Source organism: Bordetella hinzii LMG 13501 (assembly GCF_001548475.1).
In the GTDB taxonomy this organism is placed as follows: domain Bacteria; phylum Pseudomonadota; class Gammaproteobacteria; order Burkholderiales; family Burkholderiaceae_B; genus Bordetella; species Bordetella hinzii.
In genome coordinates this window covers 83,577-102,707 of record NZ_LRUJ01000016.1, presented here as the reverse complement: position 1 = coordinate 102,707, position 19,131 = coordinate 83,577, and the positions used below count along the sequence as shown (strand labels likewise).

General features: G+C 66.8%; 17 protein-coding genes. 11 read left to right on the top strand and 6 right to left on the bottom strand.

All coding sequences use genetic code 11. The features are described from left to right. The 7 genes from AXA74_RS12625 to AXA74_RS12595 form a co-directional block, all read left to right on the top strand. A partial coding sequence (locus AXA74_RS12625; RefSeq protein WP_282956251.1) for a DNA polymerase III subunit gamma/tau C-terminal domain-containing protein occupies nt 1–785 on the top strand: 785 nt, incomplete at its 5' end. A gap of 37 nt (nt 786–822) precedes the next feature. Then, nucleotides 823–1,149 carry a YbaB/EbfC family nucleoid-associated protein gene (locus tag AXA74_RS12620; protein ID WP_029577483.1) on the top strand — a complete coding sequence of 109 codons (327 nt, stop codon included), beginning with the start codon at nt 823–825 and terminating at the stop codon, nt 1,147–1,149. 14 nt (nt 1,150–1,163) lie between these two features. Beyond that, nucleotides 1,164–1,772: a recombination mediator RecR gene (gene recR, locus AXA74_RS12615; RefSeq protein ID WP_029577482.1), complete on the top strand. Its 609-nt coding sequence runs from the start codon at nt 1,164–1,166 to the stop codon at nt 1,770–1,772. 95 nt (nt 1,773–1,867) lie between these two features. Further along, a complete protein-coding gene (locus AXA74_RS12610) occupies nt 1,868–3,118 on the top strand; it encodes a CaiB/BaiF CoA transferase family protein (RefSeq protein ID WP_032979802.1) in 1,251 nt (416 codons plus the stop codon). A 91-nt stretch (nt 3,119–3,209) separates the two neighbouring features. Next, entirely contained in the window at nt 3,210–4,250 is a 1,041-nt protein-coding gene (locus AXA74_RS12605) for an ABC transporter substrate-binding protein (RefSeq protein ID WP_029577480.1), read from the top strand. Next, nucleotides 4,243–5,052, top strand: a complete 810-nt coding sequence (locus AXA74_RS12600) for an ABC transporter ATP-binding protein (RefSeq protein WP_029577479.1) — start codon at nt 4,243–4,245, stop codon at nt 5,050–5,052. Before AXA74_RS12605 ends, AXA74_RS12600 begins: the two co-directional genes overlap by 8 nt. A gap of 5 nt (nt 5,053–5,057) precedes the next feature. Further along, the gene (locus AXA74_RS12595) at nt 5,058–5,852 is read left to right on the top strand and encodes an ABC transporter permease (protein WP_029577478.1); all 795 of its coding nucleotides are present in this window, start codon (nt 5,058–5,060) and stop codon (nt 5,850–5,852) included. A gap of 82 nt (nt 5,853–5,934) precedes the next feature. On the opposite strand, the gene tal is transcribed toward AXA74_RS12595, so the two are convergent. Beyond that, nucleotides 5,935–6,891, bottom strand: coding sequence for a transaldolase (gene tal, locus AXA74_RS12590; protein WP_029577477.1), 957 nt, complete (start codon nt 6,889–6,891; stop codon nt 5,935–5,937). 232 nt (nt 6,892–7,123) lie between these two features. On the opposite strand from tal, the gene carA reads away from it, so the two are divergent. From carA to AXA74_RS12570, 4 genes are all read left to right on the top strand, one after another. Further along, nucleotides 7,124–8,278 carry a glutamine-hydrolyzing carbamoyl-phosphate synthase small subunit gene (gene carA, locus AXA74_RS12585; RefSeq protein ID WP_029577476.1) on the top strand — a complete coding sequence of 385 codons (1,155 nt, stop codon included), beginning with the start codon at nt 7,124–7,126 and terminating at the stop codon, nt 8,276–8,278. A gap of 10 nt (nt 8,279–8,288) precedes the next feature. Next, nucleotides 8,289–11,528, top strand: coding sequence for a carbamoyl-phosphate synthase large subunit (carB, locus tag AXA74_RS12580; protein ID WP_029577475.1), 3,240 nt, complete (start codon nt 8,289–8,291; stop codon nt 11,526–11,528). Between the two features lie 64 nt (nt 11,529–11,592). Next, the gene (gene lpxO / locus AXA74_RS12575; protein WP_029577474.1) at nt 11,593–12,489 is read left to right on the top strand and encodes a lipid A hydroxylase LpxO; all 897 of its coding nucleotides are present in this window, start codon (nt 11,593–11,595) and stop codon (nt 12,487–12,489) included. A gap of 67 nt (nt 12,490–12,556) precedes the next feature. Continuing rightward, nucleotides 12,557–13,315, top strand: coding sequence for an SDR family oxidoreductase (locus AXA74_RS12570; protein WP_029577473.1), 759 nt, complete (start codon nt 12,557–12,559; stop codon nt 13,313–13,315). Between the two features lie 5 nt (nt 13,316–13,320). Here the strand turns inward: AXA74_RS12570 and AXA74_RS12565 are convergent, their stop codons facing one another. The 5 genes from AXA74_RS12565 to AXA74_RS12545 form a co-directional block, all read right to left on the bottom strand. Further along, the gene (locus AXA74_RS12565) at nt 13,321–13,959 is read right to left on the bottom strand and encodes a histidine phosphatase family protein (RefSeq protein WP_032979800.1); all 639 of its coding nucleotides are present in this window, start codon (nt 13,957–13,959) and stop codon (nt 13,321–13,323) included. Continuing rightward, nucleotides 13,952–14,860: a LysR family transcriptional regulator gene (locus AXA74_RS12560; RefSeq protein ID WP_032979799.1), complete on the bottom strand. Its 909-nt coding sequence runs from the start codon at nt 14,858–14,860 to the stop codon at nt 13,952–13,954. Before AXA74_RS12560 ends, AXA74_RS12565 begins: the two co-directional genes overlap by 8 nt. A gap of 13 nt (nt 14,861–14,873) precedes the next feature. Further along, nucleotides 14,874–15,959, bottom strand: a complete 1,086-nt coding sequence (locus AXA74_RS12555) for an ABC transporter ATP-binding protein (protein WP_029577470.1) — start codon at nt 15,957–15,959, stop codon at nt 14,874–14,876. A 3-nt stretch (nt 15,960–15,962) separates the two neighbouring features. After that, a complete protein-coding gene (locus AXA74_RS12550; protein WP_029577469.1) occupies nt 15,963–17,654 on the bottom strand; it encodes an ABC transporter permease in 1,692 nt (563 codons plus the stop codon). Nucleotides 17,655–17,722: 68 nt separating this feature from the next. After that, nucleotides 17,723–19,045, bottom strand: a complete 1,323-nt coding sequence (locus AXA74_RS12545) for an ABC transporter substrate-binding protein (protein ID WP_029577468.1) — start codon at nt 19,043–19,045, stop codon at nt 17,723–17,725. Nucleotides 19,046–19,131 lie beyond the last annotated feature (86 nt).

The following is a 19,131-nucleotide window of genomic DNA, read 5'->3' as shown; positions in this document are numbered from 1 at the left end:
AGCCTCCCGCCGAACCCCGTCCGCCGGCCGCCGCCCTGGCGCGCAGTGTCCCGGCGACCGCGACACCCGTGCCGCCCTGGGAAGACAGCCCCGAACAGGCGGCCCAGGCCGCCATCGCCAAGGCCAGCGCGTCCGCCGAGCCGCCGCGGCAGGCCGCTCCGCCGCCCGCGCCCACGGATGAGCCGGCGGCCGAGGCCGCCCCGCCCGACGACGGGCCGCCCTCCTGGGTCGATGAAGCCATTCCCGACGATGCCGAAGGGGCGGGCTCCCAGGCCTATATGCAAGACCCGGACGACGATTTCGAGACCCTGGCGACCGAAGCCGCGCCCGCGCCCACGGTGCGCGCCATGGCCGAGCCACGCGCGCCGCGCCAGCCGCGCGCCCGCCTTGCCGATATGTCGGCCCAGAACTGGCCGGAGCTGGCTGCGCGCCTGCCTGTCACCGGGCTGGCCGCCGAACTGGCCCGCCAGAGCGAATGGGCCGGCGTCCAGGGCGATGCGGTGGTGCTGCGCGTGGCCGTGCGCACGCTGGCCGAGAGCGAAAGCCGGGTGCGCCTGCAGACGGTGCTATGCGAGCATTTCGGCCAGAGCCTGCGCCTGGAGATCGAAGTGGGCGTGACGGGCGACGCCACCGCCCATGCGGTGGCGCGCATCGAGCGCGCCGCGCGCCAGCAGGCCGCCGAGGAGGCCGTCGCCGCCGATCCTTTCGTGCAGGCGCTGGTCAATGATTTTGGCGGGCATGTCGTGCCGAATTCGGTGCGCGCCGTCGAGCCGCCGGCCGCCTGAGGCCGGCGTTTCCCTTATTCCCCAAGGAAGACACATCATGATGAAAGGACAACTGGCCGGCCTGATGCGCCAAGCCCAGCAAATGCAGGAAAACATGAAAAAGGCCCAGGAAGCCTTGGCCGACATCCTGGTCGAGGGCGCCGCCGGCGGCGGCCTGGTCAAGGTGACCATGTCCTGCCGCAACGACGTCAAGCGCGTGGCCATCGACCCCAGCCTGCTGGCCGACGACAAGGACATGCTCGAAGACCTGGTGGCCGCCGCGTTCAACGACGCGCTGCGCAAGGCCGAGGCGACCTCCCAGGAAAAAATGTCCGCCCTGACCGCCGGCCTGCCGCTGCCCCCGGGCATGAAACTGCCGTTCTGAGACCGCCTGTCCTGATGGACAACTCGCTTCCCGAACCCGAACCGCTGGTCGCCCTGATCGAGGCCCTGCGCCGCCTGCCCGGCGTGGGCGTGCGCTCGGCCCGGCGCATGGCCTACCATCTCCTGCAGCACGATCTGCAGGGGGCGGACCTGCTCGGCCGCGCGCTGGCCGGCGCGGTGCAGAACCTGCGCCACTGCGCGCGCTGCAACAGCTTCACCGAGGACGACATCTGCGTCATCTGCGCCAACCCCAAGCGGGATGCCACGCAGTTGTGCATCGTCGAGACGCCGGCCGACCAGAATGTCATCGAATCCAGCCATGGCTATCGCGGCCTTTACTATGTGCTGATGGGGCGGCTGGCGCCGCTGGAGGGGGTGGGCCCGCGCGAGCTGGACTTCCAGCGCGTGCTGGACCGCGCCTGTGACGGCGTGGTCCAGGAGGTCATCCTGGCGACCAACTTCACGGCCGAAGGCGAGACCACCGCCCATTTCCTGGGCGAGGCCCTGGCCGAGCGCGGCCTGCGGGTCACGCGGCTGGCGCGCGGGGTTCCCGCCGGCAGCGAGCTTGAATACGTGGATGCCGGCACCATCGCCTGGGCACTGATGGAACGCCGCTCGACCTAGGGCCCGGGCCCCGGGGTCTGCCTTTGCCTGACCATGACCGTCGGCCCGCTGGGCGGTCATGGCCACAGTCATAAACAGCCGGGGGGAAGAGACAAATGTCAGCCTTGCAAGGCCTGAAGGTGCTCGAACTGGGCACGCTCATCGCCGGCCCTTTCGCCGCGCGCATGTTCGGCGAGTTCGGCGCCGACGTCATCAAGGTCGAGACGCCGCCCGGTCCTCAGGGGCAAGGCGGCGGCGGCCCCATCCGCAGTTGGCGCCATCTGCACGAGGGCAACTCCCTCTGGTGGACGGTGCAGGCGCGCAACAAGCAGTCCATCGCCTTGAATCTCAAGGATGCGCGCGGCCGCGAGATCGCGCGCCAGCTGGCGCTGCAGGCCGACATCATCATCGAGAACTACCGGCCTGGCGTGCTCGAAAAATGGGGCTTGGGCTATGAGGATCTGCGTGCCGTCAATCCGGCCACCATCATGGTCCGCCTCTCGGGTTACGGGCAGACCGGCCCCATGCGCGACCAGCCCGGCTTCGGCGCGATCGGCGAATCCATGGGAGGCCTGCGCTATGTGTCCGGCCATCCGGACCGCCCCCCCGTGCGCGTGGGGATTTCCATCGGCGATTCGCTGGCGGCGCTGCATGCCGTGATCGGCGCGCTGATGGCGCTGCGGCATCGCGACGCCACCGGCGGACGTTGGAACGGCAAGACGGGCGAGGCTTGCCAGGCCGGACAAGGCCAGATGGTGGATGTGGCCTTGTACGAATCGGTGTTCAACGTGATGGAAAGCCTGGTGCCGGAGTTCGACGTGGCCGGCGTGGTGCGCGAGCGCACCGGCGGGGCCCTGCCGGGCATCGTGCCGTCCAATACCTACACCACCTCCGATGGGCAGAACATCGTCATCGCCGGCAATGGCGACGCCATCTTCCATCGCCTGATGCTGGCCCTGGGCCGTGAAGACCTGGCGCACGATCCGGACCTGGCGCGCAATGATGGCCGGGCGCGCCGCGTGGCCGAGATCGACGGCGCCATCCAGGCCTGGTGCGACGGGCAGACCATAGACAGCGCCTTGCGCGCGCTGCGCCAGGCCGATGTGCCGGTAGGCAAGATCTACAGCGTGGCCGACATGTTCGCCGACCCGCAGTTCCTGGCGCGCGGCATGATAGAGCAGCATTATTTTCCGGATGGCAGCCCCGTCAAGCTGCCGGCCGTGGTGCCCAGGCTGTCGGCCACGCCGGGCGGCACGCGCTGGCTGGGCCCGCGTTTAGGGGAACATACCGAGGCTGTCCTGAAGTCGCTAGGGTATGATGCAGCGGCGATTGAACAGCTGGCGCAGACCGGCGCAATCAGTACCTGAGGCGCTGGGAAGCGGACCGGCCCCGGAGACAGGCGGCCATGCCGGCTGCCCGTCCTTTCGCCGCCCGCGGGCGGCATACAGGAGACAACCGATGTCAGTCACTCGTCGTGATCTGCTCAAGCTCGCCGGCGCGGCCGGTGCCATGAGCATGGCGCCGGCCATCGTGCGTGCGCAGAAACTCGAAAAAGCCAAAGTCCAGATCGCCGTGGGCGGCAAGCCCCTGATCTACTATCTCCCGCTGACCATCGCCGAAATCAAAGGCTACTTCAAGGATGAAGGCCTGGACGTCAGCATCGCCGACTTCGCGGGCGGCTCCAAGGCCCTGCAGGCCGTGGTGGGCGGCAGCGCCGACGTGGTGTCCGGCGCCTTCGAGCACACCATCGCCATGCAATCCAAGGGCCAGGCCTATCGCGCCTTCGTGCTGCAGGGCCGCGCGCCCATGATAGGCGTGGGTGTTTCCAAAAAGGCGCTGCCCAACTACAAGGGCGCGGCCGACCTCAAGGGCAAGAAGATCGGCGTGACCGCGCCGGGCTCCTCGACCAACATGGTCGTGAGCTTCTTCCTGGCCAAGCATGGCCTGAAGGCCAGCGATGTGTCCTTCATCGGCGTGGGCGCCGGCGCCGGCGCCGTGACGGCCCTGCGCAGCGGCCAGGTCGACGCCATGTCCAACACCGATCCGGTGGTGTCCATGCTGACCTCGGGCGGCGACATGCAGATCATCGTCGACACCCGCACCCTGAAGGACACCCGGGAAATCTTCGGCGGCAACATGCCGGCCGGCAGCCTCTATGCGCCCCAGGCCTTCATCGACGCCAACCCGAACACGGTACAGGCGCTGACCAACGCCATCGTGCGCGCCGACAAGTGGATACAGAAGGCCGGCGCCGAAGAAATCGCCAAGACCGTGCCGGCCAGCTATCTGCTGGGCGATCCGGCCATCTACAAGGCGGCTATCGCGGCCAGCCTGGAAGGCCTGTCGCCCGACGGCGTCATTCCCGAGGACGGCGCGGCCACCGCGGCCAAGGCCCTGGCCGCCTACGCCGGCGAGATCGACCTGGCCAAGATCGACACCGCCAAGGTCTGGACCAACGATTTCACCCGCCGGGCCAACGAGAAGTATCCCAATGGCTGAAGCTGCACTCTCGCTGGAAGGCATCACCTGCACCTTTGTGTCGCGCGATGACCGCAAGCAGCGCTATACCGCGGTGGCCGATACCACGCTGGCGGTCGCCCCCGGCGAATTCGTCTCCGTGGTCGGCCCCACGGGCTGCGGCAAGTCCACCCTGCTGAACGTCGGCGCGGGCTTGCTTGCGCCTTCGTCGGGGCAGGTGAGGGTATTCGGCCAGACCTTGTCTGGCATCAATGCCCGAGCCGGCTACATGTTCCAGGGCGAGGCGCTGCTGCCCTGGCGCAATGCGCTGGACAACGTCATGGCCGGCCTGGAGTTCGCCGGCATGCCGCGCGGCCAGGCCGAGACCCAGGCGCGCGAATGGCTGCGCCGTGTCGGCCTGGGGGGATTCGAACACCGCTATCCGCACCAGATGTCCGGCGGCATGCGCAAGCGCGTCATGCTGGCGCAGACCCTGATCCGCGACCCCGACATCATCCTGATGGACGAGCCGTTTTCCGCGCTGGACATCCAGACCCGGCAGCTCATGGAAAACGAGGTGCTCGATCTTTGGATGGCGCGGCGCAAGGCGGTGCTGTTCATCACGCACGACCTGGACGAGGCCATCGCCATGAGCGACCGCGTGGTGGTGCTGTCGGCCGGGCCGGGCACGCATCCCATCGGCGAGTTCATCATCGACCTGCCCCGTCCGCGGGATGTGGCCGAAGTGCGCATGCACCCCCGCTTCGTGGAATTGCACGCGGCTATCTGGGGCGTGCTGCGCGAAGAAGTCTTGAAAGGCTATGCCCAGCAGAAGCGAGCCTGAAAACCATGTCTAAGTTGATCAAACCCGGTTCGGCCAGCCTGCGTTTCTGGCAGTTGCTGCTGCTGGTCGTCATCCTGCTCGCCTGGCATCTGGCCTCGCGCGACAGCAAAGTGGCCTTCTTTTTCGGCGAGCCCCTGAAGGTCGCCGACCGCATCTGGTCCTGGTTCGTGACGGCCGGCGACATCTACAAGCATCTCTGGGTCACGCTGTCCGAAACCGTGCTGGCCTTCGTGATCGGCACCGTCGCCGGCCTGGGCTGCGGCCTGTGGCTGGGCCTGTCGCCCACGGCCAGCGCCATCCTCGACCCCTATATCAAGGCGGCCAACTCTATGCCGCGCGTCATCCTGGCGCCCATCTTCGGCATGTGGTTCGGCCTGGGCATCTGGTCCAAGGTGGCGCTGGCGGTGACGCTGGTGTTCTTCATCGTGTTCTTCAACGTCTACCAGGGCGTGCGCGAGGTCAGCCCGACCTTGCTGGACAACGCCCGCATGCTGGGCGCGCGCCGCCGCCAGCTGCTGCGCCACGTCTATCTGCCCTCGGCCACCAGCTGGGTCTTCTCCAGCCTGCACACCTCGGTGGGCCTGGCCTTCGTGGGCGCGGTGGTGGGCGAGTACCTGGGCTCGGCCAGCGGCGTGGGCTATCTCATCCTGCAGGCCGAGGGCACTTTCGACGTCAATACGGTGTTCGCCGGCATCGTGGTGCTGACCGCCTTCGCCCTGGTGCTCGACTACCTGGTGGGCCTGGGCGAAAAACGCCTCATGAAATGGCAGCCGCGTTCGGGCGAGACGGAAAAGCTCTAAGAAGCCGTCCTGCCCGTGCAGGACGCCCGCGTCAACAGAAAGGCCCCGCGGCCGCCGGCAGGCGGCTGGGCCGCGCCGCCTCTCAGGCGGCGGCCTGGCTGATCAACTGATCCAGCTTGCGCGCATCGGCCACGAACAGCCGTATCCCTTCCGACAGCTTCTCGCTCGCCATGGCGTCCTCGTTGAGCAGGGTGCGGAAGGCGATCTCGCCGTCCGGCACCCGCGGCGGCGCAGCGCTGCCTTCGGCGGGCAGGGCCAGCCGCGCCGGCACATCGCCCTCGGTGGCATCGAGCTGGGCCAGCAGCTCCGGGCTGATGGTCAGCAGGTCGCAGCCGGCCAGCGCCAGGATCTGCCCCACGTTGCGAAAGCTTGCGCCCATGACTTCCGTGGTGATGCCGTAGGCCTTGTAGTAATCGAAAATGCGGGCCACGGACTGCACGCCCGGATCGTTGGCGCCGGATTGCGCGGCCTCGTCCCACTGAGCGCCGGCCGCTTTCTTGTGCCAGTCGTAGATGCGGCCGACGAAGGGCGAGATCAGCTGCACGCCGGCTTCGGCGCAGGCGGCGGCCTGCACCAGCGAAAAAAGCAGGGTCAGGTTGCACTGGATGCCTTCTTCTTGCAGCAGCCGGGCCGCCTGTATGCCTTCCCAGGTCGAGGCGATCTTGATCAGCACGCGCTCGCGCGGCACGCCGGCCGCCTCATACAGGGCAATGATGCCGCGGGCGCGCTCCACGGTGGCGCGGGTGTCGAAGGACAGCCGGGCATCGACCTCGGTGGAGACGCGGCCGGGGACGATGTCCAGGATCTGGCGGCCGAAGGCCACCAGCAGCCGGTCGGTGATGTCGCTGGGCGCGGCGCCGCGGTGCTCGCGGGCCGTCCGTTCGAGCAAGGGACGGTAGGCGTCTTTCTGCACCGCCTTCAAAATAAGGGACGGATTTGTGGTGGCGTCGGTGGGACGCAGCGCGCGCATGGTCTCGAAATCGCCGGTGTCGGCGACAACAATGGTGTGGCGGCGCAGGGCTTCAAGCTGAGAGGGCATGGGCATTGCAAGTCAGGGGTTGATCTTGACCCCTAGGGTAGCATCCGCCGCTTACCGGGCGCCGCGTCGCCGCGGAGGGCGCTTTTCCGCGGGCCGGGCGCCAGCGGACAAAAAAGACGGTTCGATGATTTCGGCCATGATTGGCGCGGTTTTTCACCGAAAAGAGCCGGAAATTGGCCGTTCAGGGTATAATCTGAAAGTTTGATTATCGATTCTGAAACCGGGGTTTACTGTGCTGCCGCAACTTTTTCCCGAGGGGATCAACCGCTTCCCTCCTGCAATTCTGGCTTTGGCGGACGGTACCATTTTTCGGGGCGTATCGATAGGCGCGCCGGGTCATACGGTAGCCGAGCTGGTGTTCAACACCGCCATGACGGGCTACCAGGAAATCCTCACCGACCCGAGCTACAGTGGTCAGATCGTGACCCTGACCTATCCTCATATTGGCAATACCGGCGTCAATGCTGAAGACGTCGAGGCCAATCGTGTCTACGCCTCTGGTCTTGTGGTGCGCGACTGTCCCGCGCGAGTATCCAATTTCCGTGCCACCCAATCCCTGCCCGACTACCTGACGGCGCAAGGCGTGGTCGCCATCGCGGGTATCGATACCCGCAAGCTGACCCGCATCCTGCGCGAAAAGGGCGCGCAAGGCGGCTGCATCCTCGTGGGCGAGGATGCCGACCGCGCCGTCGAGCTGGCGCGTTCCTTTCCCGGCATGTCCGGGCAGGACCTGGCCAAGGTCGTCTCCCAGAAGGAAACCACCTCCTGGACCCAGGGCACCTGGCAACTGGGCGAAGGCTACACCCAGCCTGCGCAAGATCGCTTCCACGTCGTGGCCTATGACTTCGGCGTCAAGCACAACATCCTGCGCCTGATCGCCGACCGTGGCTGCCGCATCACGCTGGTGCCGGCGCAAACGTCCGCCGAAGACGTCCTCAAGCTCAATCCGGACGGCGTCTTCCTGGCCAACGGCCCCGGGGATCCCGAGCCCTGCGACTACGCCATCGCGGCCACGCGCACCTTCCTGGAGCGCAAGCTGCCGGTATTCGGCATCTGCCTGGGCCACCAGATCATGGGCCTGGCCGTCGGCGGCAAGACCGTCAAGATGAAGACCGGCCACCATGGCGCCAACCATCCGGTGCAGGACCTGCAATCCAAGCGCGTCTTCATCACCAGCCAGAACCACGGCTTCGCGGTCGATGCCGCCAGCCTGCCGGCCAATGCCCGCGCCACGCACATTTCGCTGTTCGATGGCACGCTGCAGGGCTTCGAGCTGACCGACCGCCCGGCTTTCTGCTTCCAGGGCCACCCCGAAGCCAGCCCGGGCCCGCACGACATCATCGTGCTGTTCGACAAGTTCATCAGCCTGATGGCCGGCCAGAAATAAAGATTCCACCATGCCCAAGCGTACAGACATAAAAAGCATCCTCATCATTGGCGCCGGCCCGATCATCATCGGACAGGCTTGCGAGTTCGACTATTCGGGCGCGCAGGCTTGCAAGGCGCTCAAGGCCGAGGGCTACCGCACCATCCTGGTCAACAGCAACCCCGCGACCATCATGACCGACCCGGAGACGGCCGATGTGACCTACATCGAGCCCATCACCTGGCAGGCGGTCGAGAAGATCATCGAGCGCGAGCGTCCCGACGCCCTGCTGCCCACCATGGGCGGCCAGACCGCCCTGAATTGCGCGCTGGACCTGGCGCACAACGGCGTGCTGGCCAAATACGGCGTCGAGCTGATCGGCGCCAACGAGCACGCGATCGAAAAGGCGGAAGACCGCCAGAAGTTCAAGCAGGCCATGACGGACATCGGCCTGGCCTCGGCCAAGTCGGGCGTGGCGCACAGCATGGACGAGGCCTGGGAAGTCCAGCGCCGCATCGCCGCCGAAATCGGCACTTCGGGTTTCCCGGTCGTCATCCGCCCCAGCTTCACGCTGGGCGGCACCGGCGGCGGCATCGCCTACAACGCCGAAGAGTTCGAGACCATCTGCCGCCGCGGCCTGGAAGCCTCGCCCACCAATGAGCTGCTGATCGAAGAGTCGCTGCTGGGCTGGAAGGAATTCGAGATGGAAGTGGTCCGCGACAAGGCGGACAACTGCATCATCGTCTGCTCGATCGAGAACCTCGATCCCATGGGCGTGCACACCGGCGACTCGATCACGGTCGCGCCGGCGCAGACGCTGACGGACAAGGAATACCAGATCATGCGCGACGCCTCCATCGCGGTGCTGCGCGAGATCGGCGTGGACACGGGCGGCTCGAACGTGCAGTTCGCGGTCAACCCCAAGAACGGCCGCATGATCGTCATCGAAATGAACCCGCGCGTCTCGCGTTCCTCGGCGCTGGCCTCCAAGGCCACGGGTTTCCCCATCGCCAAGGTCGCGGCCCGCCTGGCCGTGGGCTACACGCTGGACGAGCTGCGCAACGAGATCACCGGCGGCGCGACTCCGGCCTCCTTCGAGCCGACCATCGACTACGTCGTCACCAAGGTGCCGCGCTTTGCCTTCGAGAAATTCCCGCAGGCCGATGCCCGCCTGACCACGCAGATGAAGTCGGTCGGCGAAGTCATGGCCATGGGCCGGACCTTCCAGGAGTCGTTCCAGAAAGCCCTGCGCGGCCTGGAAGTCGGCGTGGACGGCCTGAACCAGAAAACCACCGACCGCGAGAAGCTGCAGGTCGAACTGGGCGAGCCCGGTCCCGAGCGTATCTGGTATGTGGGCGATGCCTTCGCGCAGGGCTTCACGCTCGACGAGGTGCACAACCTCACCCACATCGATCCCTGGTTCCTGGCCCAGATCAAGGAAATCGTCGACATCGAGCTGGCGCTCGAGCAGAAGACGCTGTCCGACCTGGACTACGCCACGCTGTTCGAACTGAAGCGCCGCGGTTTTTCCGACCGCCGCCTGGCCTTCCTGCTGGACTCTTCCGAATCCGAGGTCCGCAAGCTGCGCCACCAGCTCAACGTGCGCCCGGTCTACAAGCGCGTGGACACCTGCGCGGCCGAGTTCGCCACCCGTACCGCCTATATGTACTCCACCTACGAGGAAGAGTGCGAGGCGCAGCCCACCGACCGCAAGAAGATCATCGTGCTGGGCGGAGGCCCGAACCGCATCGGCCAGGGTATCGAGTTCGACTACTGCTGCGTGCATGCCTCGCTGGCCCTGCGCGAAGACGGTTTCGAGACCATCATGGTCAATTGCAATCCGGAAACCGTCTCCACTGACTACGACACCTCCGACCGCCTGTATTTCGAGCCGCTGACGCTCGAGGACGTGCTGGAGATCGTGCACAAGGAAAACCCGGTCGGCATGATCGTGCAGTACGGCGGCCAGACGCCGCTGAAGCTGGCGCGCGCCCTGGAGGCCAACGGCGTGCCCATCATCGGCACCAGCCCCGAGTCCATCGACGTGGCCGAAGACCGCGAGCGCTTCCAGAAGCTGCTGAACAAGCTGGGCCTGCGCCAGCCGCCCAACCGCACCGCCCGCACCGAGGCCGAAGCCCTGGCGCATGCCGCCGAGATCGGCTATCCGCTGGTGGTGCGTCCCAGCTACGTGCTGGGCGGCCGCGCCATGGAAATCGTCCATGAGCAGCAGGACCTCGAGCGCTATATGCGCGAGGCGGTCAAGGTGAGCAATGACTCGCCCGTGCTGCTGGACCGCTTCCTGAACAACGCGACCGAAGTCGACGTGGACTGCCTGGCCGATGGCGAGACGGTCTTCATCGGCGGGGTGATGGAACACATCGAGCAGGCCGGCGTGCATTCGGGCGACTCGGCCTGCAGCCTGCCGCCTTATTCGCTGTCGGCCGATATCGTGGCCGAGATCAAGCGCCAGACCACCACCATGGCCCGCGCCCTGAACGTCAGCGGCCTGATGAACGTGCAGTTCGCCGTCCAGGGCGGCGACGTCTACGTGCTCGAAGTCAACCCGCGCGCCTCGCGCACGGTGCCCTATGTGTCCAAGGCCACCGGCCTGCAGCTGGCCAAGATCGCCGCGCGCGCCATGGCCGGCCGCACCCTGGCCCAGCAGGGCGTCACCGCGGAAGTCGTGCCGCCGTATTTCTCCGTCAAGGAAGCCGTCTTCCCCTTCGTGAAGTTCCCGGGCGTGGACACCATCCTGGGCCCCGAGATGAAGTCCACCGGCGAAGTCATGGGTGTGGGCCGCAGCTTCGGCGAAGCCTTCGTCAAGTCGCAGCTGGCTGCGGGCGTGCGCATGCCGGAATCGGGCACGGTGTTCATCAGCGTGAAGAACCAGGACAAGCCGCGCGCCGTCGAAGTGGCCCGCGGCCTGCACAACCTGGGCTTCAAGCTGGTCGCCACGCGCGGCACGGCCGCCGAGATCGAGGCGGCGGGCATTCCGGTCCAGGTGGTCAACAAGGTCACCGAAGGCCGTCCGCACATCGTCGACATGGTCAAGAACGGCGAAGTCTCGCTGGTGATCAACACCGTCGAAGAGCGCCGCAACGCCATCGCCGACTCGCGCACCATCCGCACGCAGGCGCTGGCCAACCGCATCACCTTCTACACGACCATCGCGGGCGCCCGCGCGGCGGTCGAAGGCATGCAATTCCTGCGCCAGGGCCTGGGCTTCCAGGTCTACCCGCTGCAGGAGCTGCACGCCTCCTTGCATCAATAAGTCCCTATCGGGACAGTGTCCAGACGGGGTCCGGAGCCATCCTCCGGACCCGGGGGGATCCGGCATGAAGTGGTTCATACTCGCCTTGTTCATCGTCACCGCCATGGTGGTGCACTACCGCGGCCGCGTGCGGCACCGGTTCTCGCGCCAGGTCCTGGATCATTCCACCTTCACGGCGCCGATCAATGTCTTCATGTACGCCTTTTCCGGCGTGCCCAACCAGCCCTACCTCGACCTGAAGAATTTTCCGCAGGTCAAGGTGCTGATGGACCGCTGGGAGGACATCCGGGCCGAGGCCGAGCAGCTGTTCGGCGAGGGCCATATCAAGGCCTCCGACAAATACAACGATGCCGGCTTCAACTCTTTCTTCAAGAGCGGCTGGAAGCGCTTCTATCTCAAGTGGTATGACACCGACCATCCCTCGGCCCGGGCCCTGTGCCCGGTGACGACGGAGCTGGTCAGCAATATCCCCGGCATGAAGGCCGCCATGTTCACGGCGCTGCCCCCGGGCAGCCGCCTGCCGCGCCATCGCGATCCCTATGCCGGCTCACTGCGCTTTCACATGGGCTTGATCACGCCCAACAGCCCGGATTGCTATATCAACGTCGACGGCCAGGACTACTACTGGCGCGACGGCGAAGCCGTGGTGTTCGACGAGACCTTTATCCATTACGCCGAAAACAAGACCGAGCAGAACCGCATCATCCTGTTCTGCGACCTCGAGCGTCCCATGAAATACCGCTGGGCGCAGGCGGTCAATAATTTCTTCGGCACCATCCTGCTGCGCGCGGCCACGTCTCCCAACCAGGAAGGCGACCGCACCGGCGGCATCAACCGGATTTTCGGCGGGGTGTACGCTGTCCGCCGTTTCGGCAAGAGCATCAAGAAAAAGAACAAGACGCTTTACTATGTCTTGAAGTGGCTGCTCGTTCTCGGTATCTTCGCGCTGATCTTCCTTTGATCGGCCCCACCGGCGACCACACCCAGCGCCCGCCTTGCCGCGGGCGTTGCCTTATCTGGAGTCAGCGATGCATGTCTTTATCACCGGCGCGAGTTCCGGCCTGGGCCTGGCGCTGGCCGAGCAGTATGCCCGGCATGGCGCGCGCCTGGGGCTGGTGGGGCGCCGCAAGGCGGCCCTGGAGGCGCTGGCCGCCCGCCTGCCCGGCGAGCATCACGTCTACGCGCTCGATGTCCGCGACCGCGCCGCGCTGCATGCCGCCGCGCGGGATTTCCTGGGCCATTGCGGCGGCGTGGATGTCGTCATCGCCAGCGCCGGCATCAGCGCCGGGACCCTGACCGAGGCGGACGAGGATTTCGCGGTCTTCAAGGCCATTTTCGACACCAATGTGATGGCGACCGTGGCCACCTTCGAGCCCTTCATCGAGAACATGAAGCAGCAGGGCGGCGGGCGCCTGGTCGGTATCGCCAGCGTGGCCGGCATCCGCGGGCTGCCCGGGGCGGGCGCCTATAGCGCCTCCAAGTCGGCTGTCATCACGTATTGCGAGAGCCTGCGCCTGGAGCTGGCCGCCAGCGGCATCAAGGTGGTGACGATCGCGCCGGGCTATATCGATACGCCGATGACGCGGCACAACCCCTATGGCATGCCCTTCCTGATGCCGGCGGGAGAGTTTGCCCGCCAGGCCAGGCGGGCGATCGCTCGCGGCGTTTCCTATCGGGTCATCCCGTGGCAGATGGGGGTGGTGAGCCGCTTGATGCGGCTCATTCCGAATGGGCTCTATGACCGCCTGGCGCGCAATGCGCCGCGCAAGCCGCGCGCCGGCGCCTGAAACGCTCAGGGCTGGATGTCGTTGCCGACCTCGTCGGCCACATGGCTGACATCGCCCCAGTCCAGGATGCGCCAGGCGCGGCCTTCGACGGCGACGCGATTGATGCTCACATTGAGCAGGCTGGCATAGCGCGGGGCGTCCAAGGGCACGCCGCTGGCCTGGCGCCAGATGATGTCCAGCGCGCCGCCATGGGTGAAAGCCAGCAGGCGCTGGCCTGCATGGCGCTGCGCGATGTCTTCGACGGCCGCCACCACGCGGGCATGGAACTGCCCCAGGGTTTCGCCGCCATCGAGCGCGCGCCCGGGTTCGCGGCTTTTCCAGGCGGCCGCGGCCGCCGGGGCCAGTTCGTCGATGCGGTCCAGGTCCAGGCCTTCGAGCACGCCGAAGCCGCGTTCGCGGATGCCGGGCTCGGGCCGCACGCGCAAGCCCAGGGCCTGGCCGACCGGCTCGGCCGTGGCCAGCGCGCGCCGCAGGTCGCTGCTGTAGAGCGCGTCAAAGGGCAGGCTCTCGCCGCGCAGCCTTTCGGCCAGGGCCTGGGCCTGCGTCAGGCCGGCGGCATTGAGCGGGATATCTTGCCAGCCCTGCAGGCGGCGTTGGCGGTTCCAGTCGGTTTCGCCGTGTCGGATGAACCAGATTTCAGTCATGTGTTGCGGTGGCGGGAGCGCCGGGTTTCCAGATTTTCTGCACCAGCGAGCTTAGCGCGACCAGCAAGGCTTCGCCAGCGCGCTCGGGCGATTGAATAAAGCCCAGCGTGGCGTCGGCGCGGGCTTGTCCCCACACGATGAAGTCGCCCGCCGCCGCGCTGGCCAGCGCGGTCTCCTCGCGCAGCAGGGCGCAGCCGGCGCCGGCGCGCACCATGGCGTCCAGGTTGGCCTGGTCATCGTTCTGCATGACCACGCGCGGGGCCAGGCCGTGGCGCTCGAACATATCGCGCAGCAGCAGATGGGTGTGGCTGCCGGCCGGCCCGTCCAGCCAGGGCAGCTGCGCGATGTCGCGCCAGCCGGCCCGGGTCAGGGCGTCGCGCATGGGCTTGGGCACGGCAATGCGGTAGCGCACGCTGCGCAGCGGCCGCCACTGCACCGCCCGGGGCGGATTGGCCACGATGAGCAGGGCGGCGGCCAGCCGTCCGCCCTGCACCTGCTCCAGCAGGGCGTCGGCGGCCAGCACATGGGTCTTGAGTTCGACCAGGGGCAGGCTTTGCATCAAGGTCGAGGCCAGGTCGCCCAGGCGCAGGAATTCCGGGCGTTCGCTGGGCACGCCCAGGTCGAGCGCGCCTTGCAAGGCGCCTTGCAGCTGTTGCGCCTCGGACTTGAGCTGGGCGCCCAGGACCAGCAGCGCCTCGGCCGTGGGCAGCAGCGCCTCGCCCGAACGGGCCAGCACCATGCGGCCGGCGCTGCGCTCGAACAGCGCCACGCCCAGGCTCTGCTCCAGCGCCTTGATCTGGGCGCTGACCGCCGGCTGGGTGAGCGACAAGGCTTCGGCCGCGCGCGTCAGGTGGCCCAGCCGGGCCACCGTGACGAAAGCGCGGATCTGATAGATTTCCATGTCCGCCGGGCGCTCAGGCGGCCAGCAGGCGGATCTGGCTGGGTTCCAGGCCGACCGAGACCGGCGCGCCGATGGGGAAGGCAGACAGGCCTGCCATATGCGTCTGGTCCGCGGTCAGGCGCTGCTCGCCCACCGACAGCTGATAGCGCGTGAACTCTCCCAGGAATTCGCTGGCCTCCACGACGGCGGGCAGCCAGACATAGCGCGCATCGCCCATGCCGTCGGCCATTTCGATCTGCACGGTATGCGGCCGGAAGCTGGCCGCCAGCCGCGCCGACTCCGGCACGTCGCCGGTGACCGGCAGCTGCAGTTCGCCCACGCCGTCGACCGCCAGCAGCACGCTGTCGCTTCTGCGCTCGCGCACCTCGCCTTCCAGCACGTTCATGGTTCCCACGAAGTCGGCCACGAAACGGTTGACGGGATAGTCGAACAAGGTGGTCGGCGTGCCGATCTGCTGCACCACGCCCCGGTCCAGCACGGCCATGCGGTCGGCCGTGGTCATGGCCTCCTCCTGGTCATGGGTGACGAAGATGGTGGTGATGCCCAGCCGGCGCTGCAAGGCCAGCAGGTCCTGGCGCATCTGCACGCGCAGCTTCTTGTCCAGGTTGGACAGCGGCTCGTCCAGCAGCAGCACCTGCGGCTCGATGACGATGGTGCGGGCCAGGGCCACGCGCTGCTGTTGGCCGCCCGAGAGCTGGTTGGGACGGCGCTTGGCAAACTGCGCCAGCCCCACCAACTCCAGCGCGTCCTGCACGCGCTCCTGGATCTGCGCGCGCGGCAGCTTGCGCTCGACCAGGCCGAAGGCCACGTTGTCCCAGACGCTCATGTGCGGCCAAAGCGCATAGTTCTGGAACACCATGCCGATATTGCGCTTCCAGGGCGGGGTGCCGCTGATGTCCTTGCCGTCGATGAGCAGCTGGCCGTGGCTGTGCTGGTTGAAGCCGGCGATCAGGCGCAGCAGGGTGGACTTGCCCGAGCCCGAGGGCCCCAGCAGGGCGAAGAATTCACCGGGCTCGATGTGGATGTTGATGTCCTTCAGGACTTCGTTCTTGCCATAGGAGAGCCGGATATTGCGGCACTCGACGCTGATTTTCTTCATGGTTCATTCCTGCGCCGGACGCTGGCGGGCCGACGCCCGCTCGACCAGCAGATGAGAAACATAAGTGCCTATGCCCACGGCCACCACGGCCAGCACGCCCAGCGCGGCGCCCGGGCCGCGGCCGGCCGCGCTTTGCATATAGAGATAGATGCCGTAGCTCATGGGCGCCTGGCTGTCGCGCGTGACCAGCATGATGGTGGCCGACAGCTCGACGGCGGCCGTCACGAAGCTGGTGACGAATCCGGCCAGCATGCCGCCGGCCATCAGCGGCACGACGACGCGGCGCAGCGTGCGCAGCCGGTTGGCGCCCAGCGACTCGGCGGCCTCTTCGAGCGAGATATTGATCTGCTGCAACGAGGCCACGCAGGCGCGCAGCGCATAAGGCAGGCGCCGCACCGAGTAGGCGATCATGATGAGCACCCAGGACGAGGTGAGCAGCACGCCGCCGATTTCCACGCCCCGGAAGGTGCGCAGATAGCCAATGGCCAGGACGATGCCCGGGATGGCCAGCGCGGCCGAGGCCAGGAAGTCCAGCCATTGGCGCGCCGGCAGCCGGGTGCGCAGCATGAGGTAGGCGATGGCCGTGCCCAGGATGACGTCCACGCCGGCGGCCAGGCCGCAATACAGCAAGGTGTTGGCGATCATGCCCTGCGATTCGGAAAACACGGCGCTATAGTGCGCCAGCGTATAGCCGTCGGGCAAGGGGGCATAGCTCCAGACGCTGGCCAGCGACAGCAGCAACACGCCCAGATGCGGCGAGAGCACCAAGGCCAGCACCAGGATGATCCAGCCATAGGCCAGCACCGACTCGGCCGGGCGCAGCTTGCGCTTCTGTATCGAGCTGCCGCCTTTTTGCAGCGTGGAGTAGTCCTTGCCGCCCAGCATGCGGGCCGACAGCCAGAGCGCGAGGATGGAAAAGCCGATCATGATGACGCTGATCACATAGCCCAGCGGATCCTCCAGGCCGACCTGGGTGATGCGCAGATAGGCCTGCGGCGCCAGCATATTGGTCGTGCCCAGCACCAGCGGCGTGCCCAGGTCGTCGAACACCTTGACGAACACCAGCGAGGTGCCCGCCACATAGCCGGGCAGGGCGAGGGGGAAGATCACGCGGCGAAACAGCCGGAAGCCGCGCGAGCCCAGGTTAAAGGCCGCTTCTTCCATCGAGCCGTCGATATTGCGCAGCGCCACCACCAGGTTCATCAGGATGAAGGGGAAGTAGTGCAGCGACTCGACGAAGATGACGCCGTTGAGCCCTTCCATGAAGGGGATGGTGAAGCCGAACCAATCGTCCAGCAGCAGGTTCACCGAACCCGAGCGGCCGAACAGCAGCTGCATGGCGACCGCGCCCACAAAAGGCGGCATGATCAGGGGCAGCACGCCCAGCGTCTGGATGAGCAGCGCGCCGCGGAAATCGAAGCGCACGGTGAAGTAGGCCAGCGGCACGGCGATCAGGGAGGCCAGCAGCGCCGACCAGCCCGCGACGTAGAGGCTGTTGAAGAAAGCCTCTTTCATCAGTGGCTGCGCGAAGAAAGCGCCGAAATGGCCGAGCGTGAAGCTGCCGTCCGCATTCACGAAGGCGGTATAGAAAACCGTGCCGACCGGAAAGATCAGGAAGAGCACCAGAAAGGCCAGCACCAGCAACGCGGCCAGCAGCGGCCCCGCGGGCAGGCGGGATCGACCCGTGAGCATCATGAGGGTTCCTGCGCAATGAAGAAAAGGGCGCCGGCTCGCCCGAGCCGGCGCATGCCCCTGCGGGGCGGTTACAGCGCGGCGGCTTCGCGGGCCAGCTTCACGGCCTGCTCATAGTTGGCGCGCGCCTTGCCGTTCCATTCACCTTCGAGCTGGGTGATCTTCTGGTTGACGGCCGCATCCTTCTTGTTGCCGGCAAAAAGCTTGAGGAACTCGGGGTCGGACGCGGCCTTGCCATCGACCACGGGCGACCAGGTCAGCTTGCGCGCCTGGGCCAGCAGCTCGGCGGCCTTGCCTTCGCCGGCGCGCTTGCCCAGCTTGGCTTCGGCGTCGTAGATGGCCTTGGTCGCGGCCTGCAGCTCCTTCAGGCGGAAGGTGATGGTCTGGTCATACACGCTTTGCACCACGTAGTAGCGCGTCTGCGAGAGGTCGGCGTCGAAGTGCACCTTGCTGCGCCGGGCGATGTCGGCCGGATCGGGATAGCCCTCGGGGATCTTGCCCTTCATATCGGCATAGGGCAGCACCGGCAGGCGCGAGATCTTGGGTTCGAGCAACAGCTCCTGGCCGGCCTGGCTGAGGGTGAAGGCGATGAATTTCTTGCCTTCCTCGGTGTTCTTGGCCCCCTCGATCAGCGCGATGTTGGCCGGCACGATGGCCGTCTCGGTCGGGTAGACGAATTCCACCGGGAACTTGGAATACTTGCTCGACAGGCCGAAGAAGTCGATGACCGGGCCGGCGCCGAACTGGCCGTTGTTCACGCCGTCGGGCACGCCGAAGGAGCGCTCGGTGACCGCGCTGCTGTTGCCCGACATGCGCAGGATGGTCTGCCAGCCCTGGTCCCAGCCTTCGCCCTGCAGAATCGTCTCGACGGTCAGGTGCATGGTGCCCGAGCGCGACGGGGCGGTGATGCCGACATGGCCGAACCATTGCGGGGCCAGCAGGTCTTTCCATTCCGCCGGGGCCGGCAGTTTGTTGGCCTTGATGTAGCGGGTGTTGTACATGATGCCGTAGCCGGCCAGGGCCTGGCCCATATAACGCCCGGAAGGGTCGTTGATCGGGTAGCTGCCGATCTTGTCCGGCACGGCCTTGTTCAACACATCGGGCGCCTGCGCCAGCAGCTTGTCGCGCGCCAGGACCTCGAAAGCGTCCGGCGCGCTGGCCCAGAACACTTCGGGACGCTGGCCCGCCGGCGTTTCGCGCACGAAGGCGATGCCCGAGACAGTGTTCTTGTTGAGGATCTCGAGCGTGATGCCGGGATGGGCTTTCTCGAAGGCGGTCTTGTAGACCTGGGTCAGGTCCTTGGGAAAGGACGTGATCACGGTCACGGTGCCGGCAAGGGCAGGGGCGGTGGCGGCCAGGAGGGCGGCCGCCAGTGCGGTGCGCACGGCGTTCATGGTCTGTCTCCTCGGTGTTTTTTATGTGCCACAGACCATAGACGCGCCCGGAGGGCGCGTCCAATCAGAAATTTTGATATGCCCGA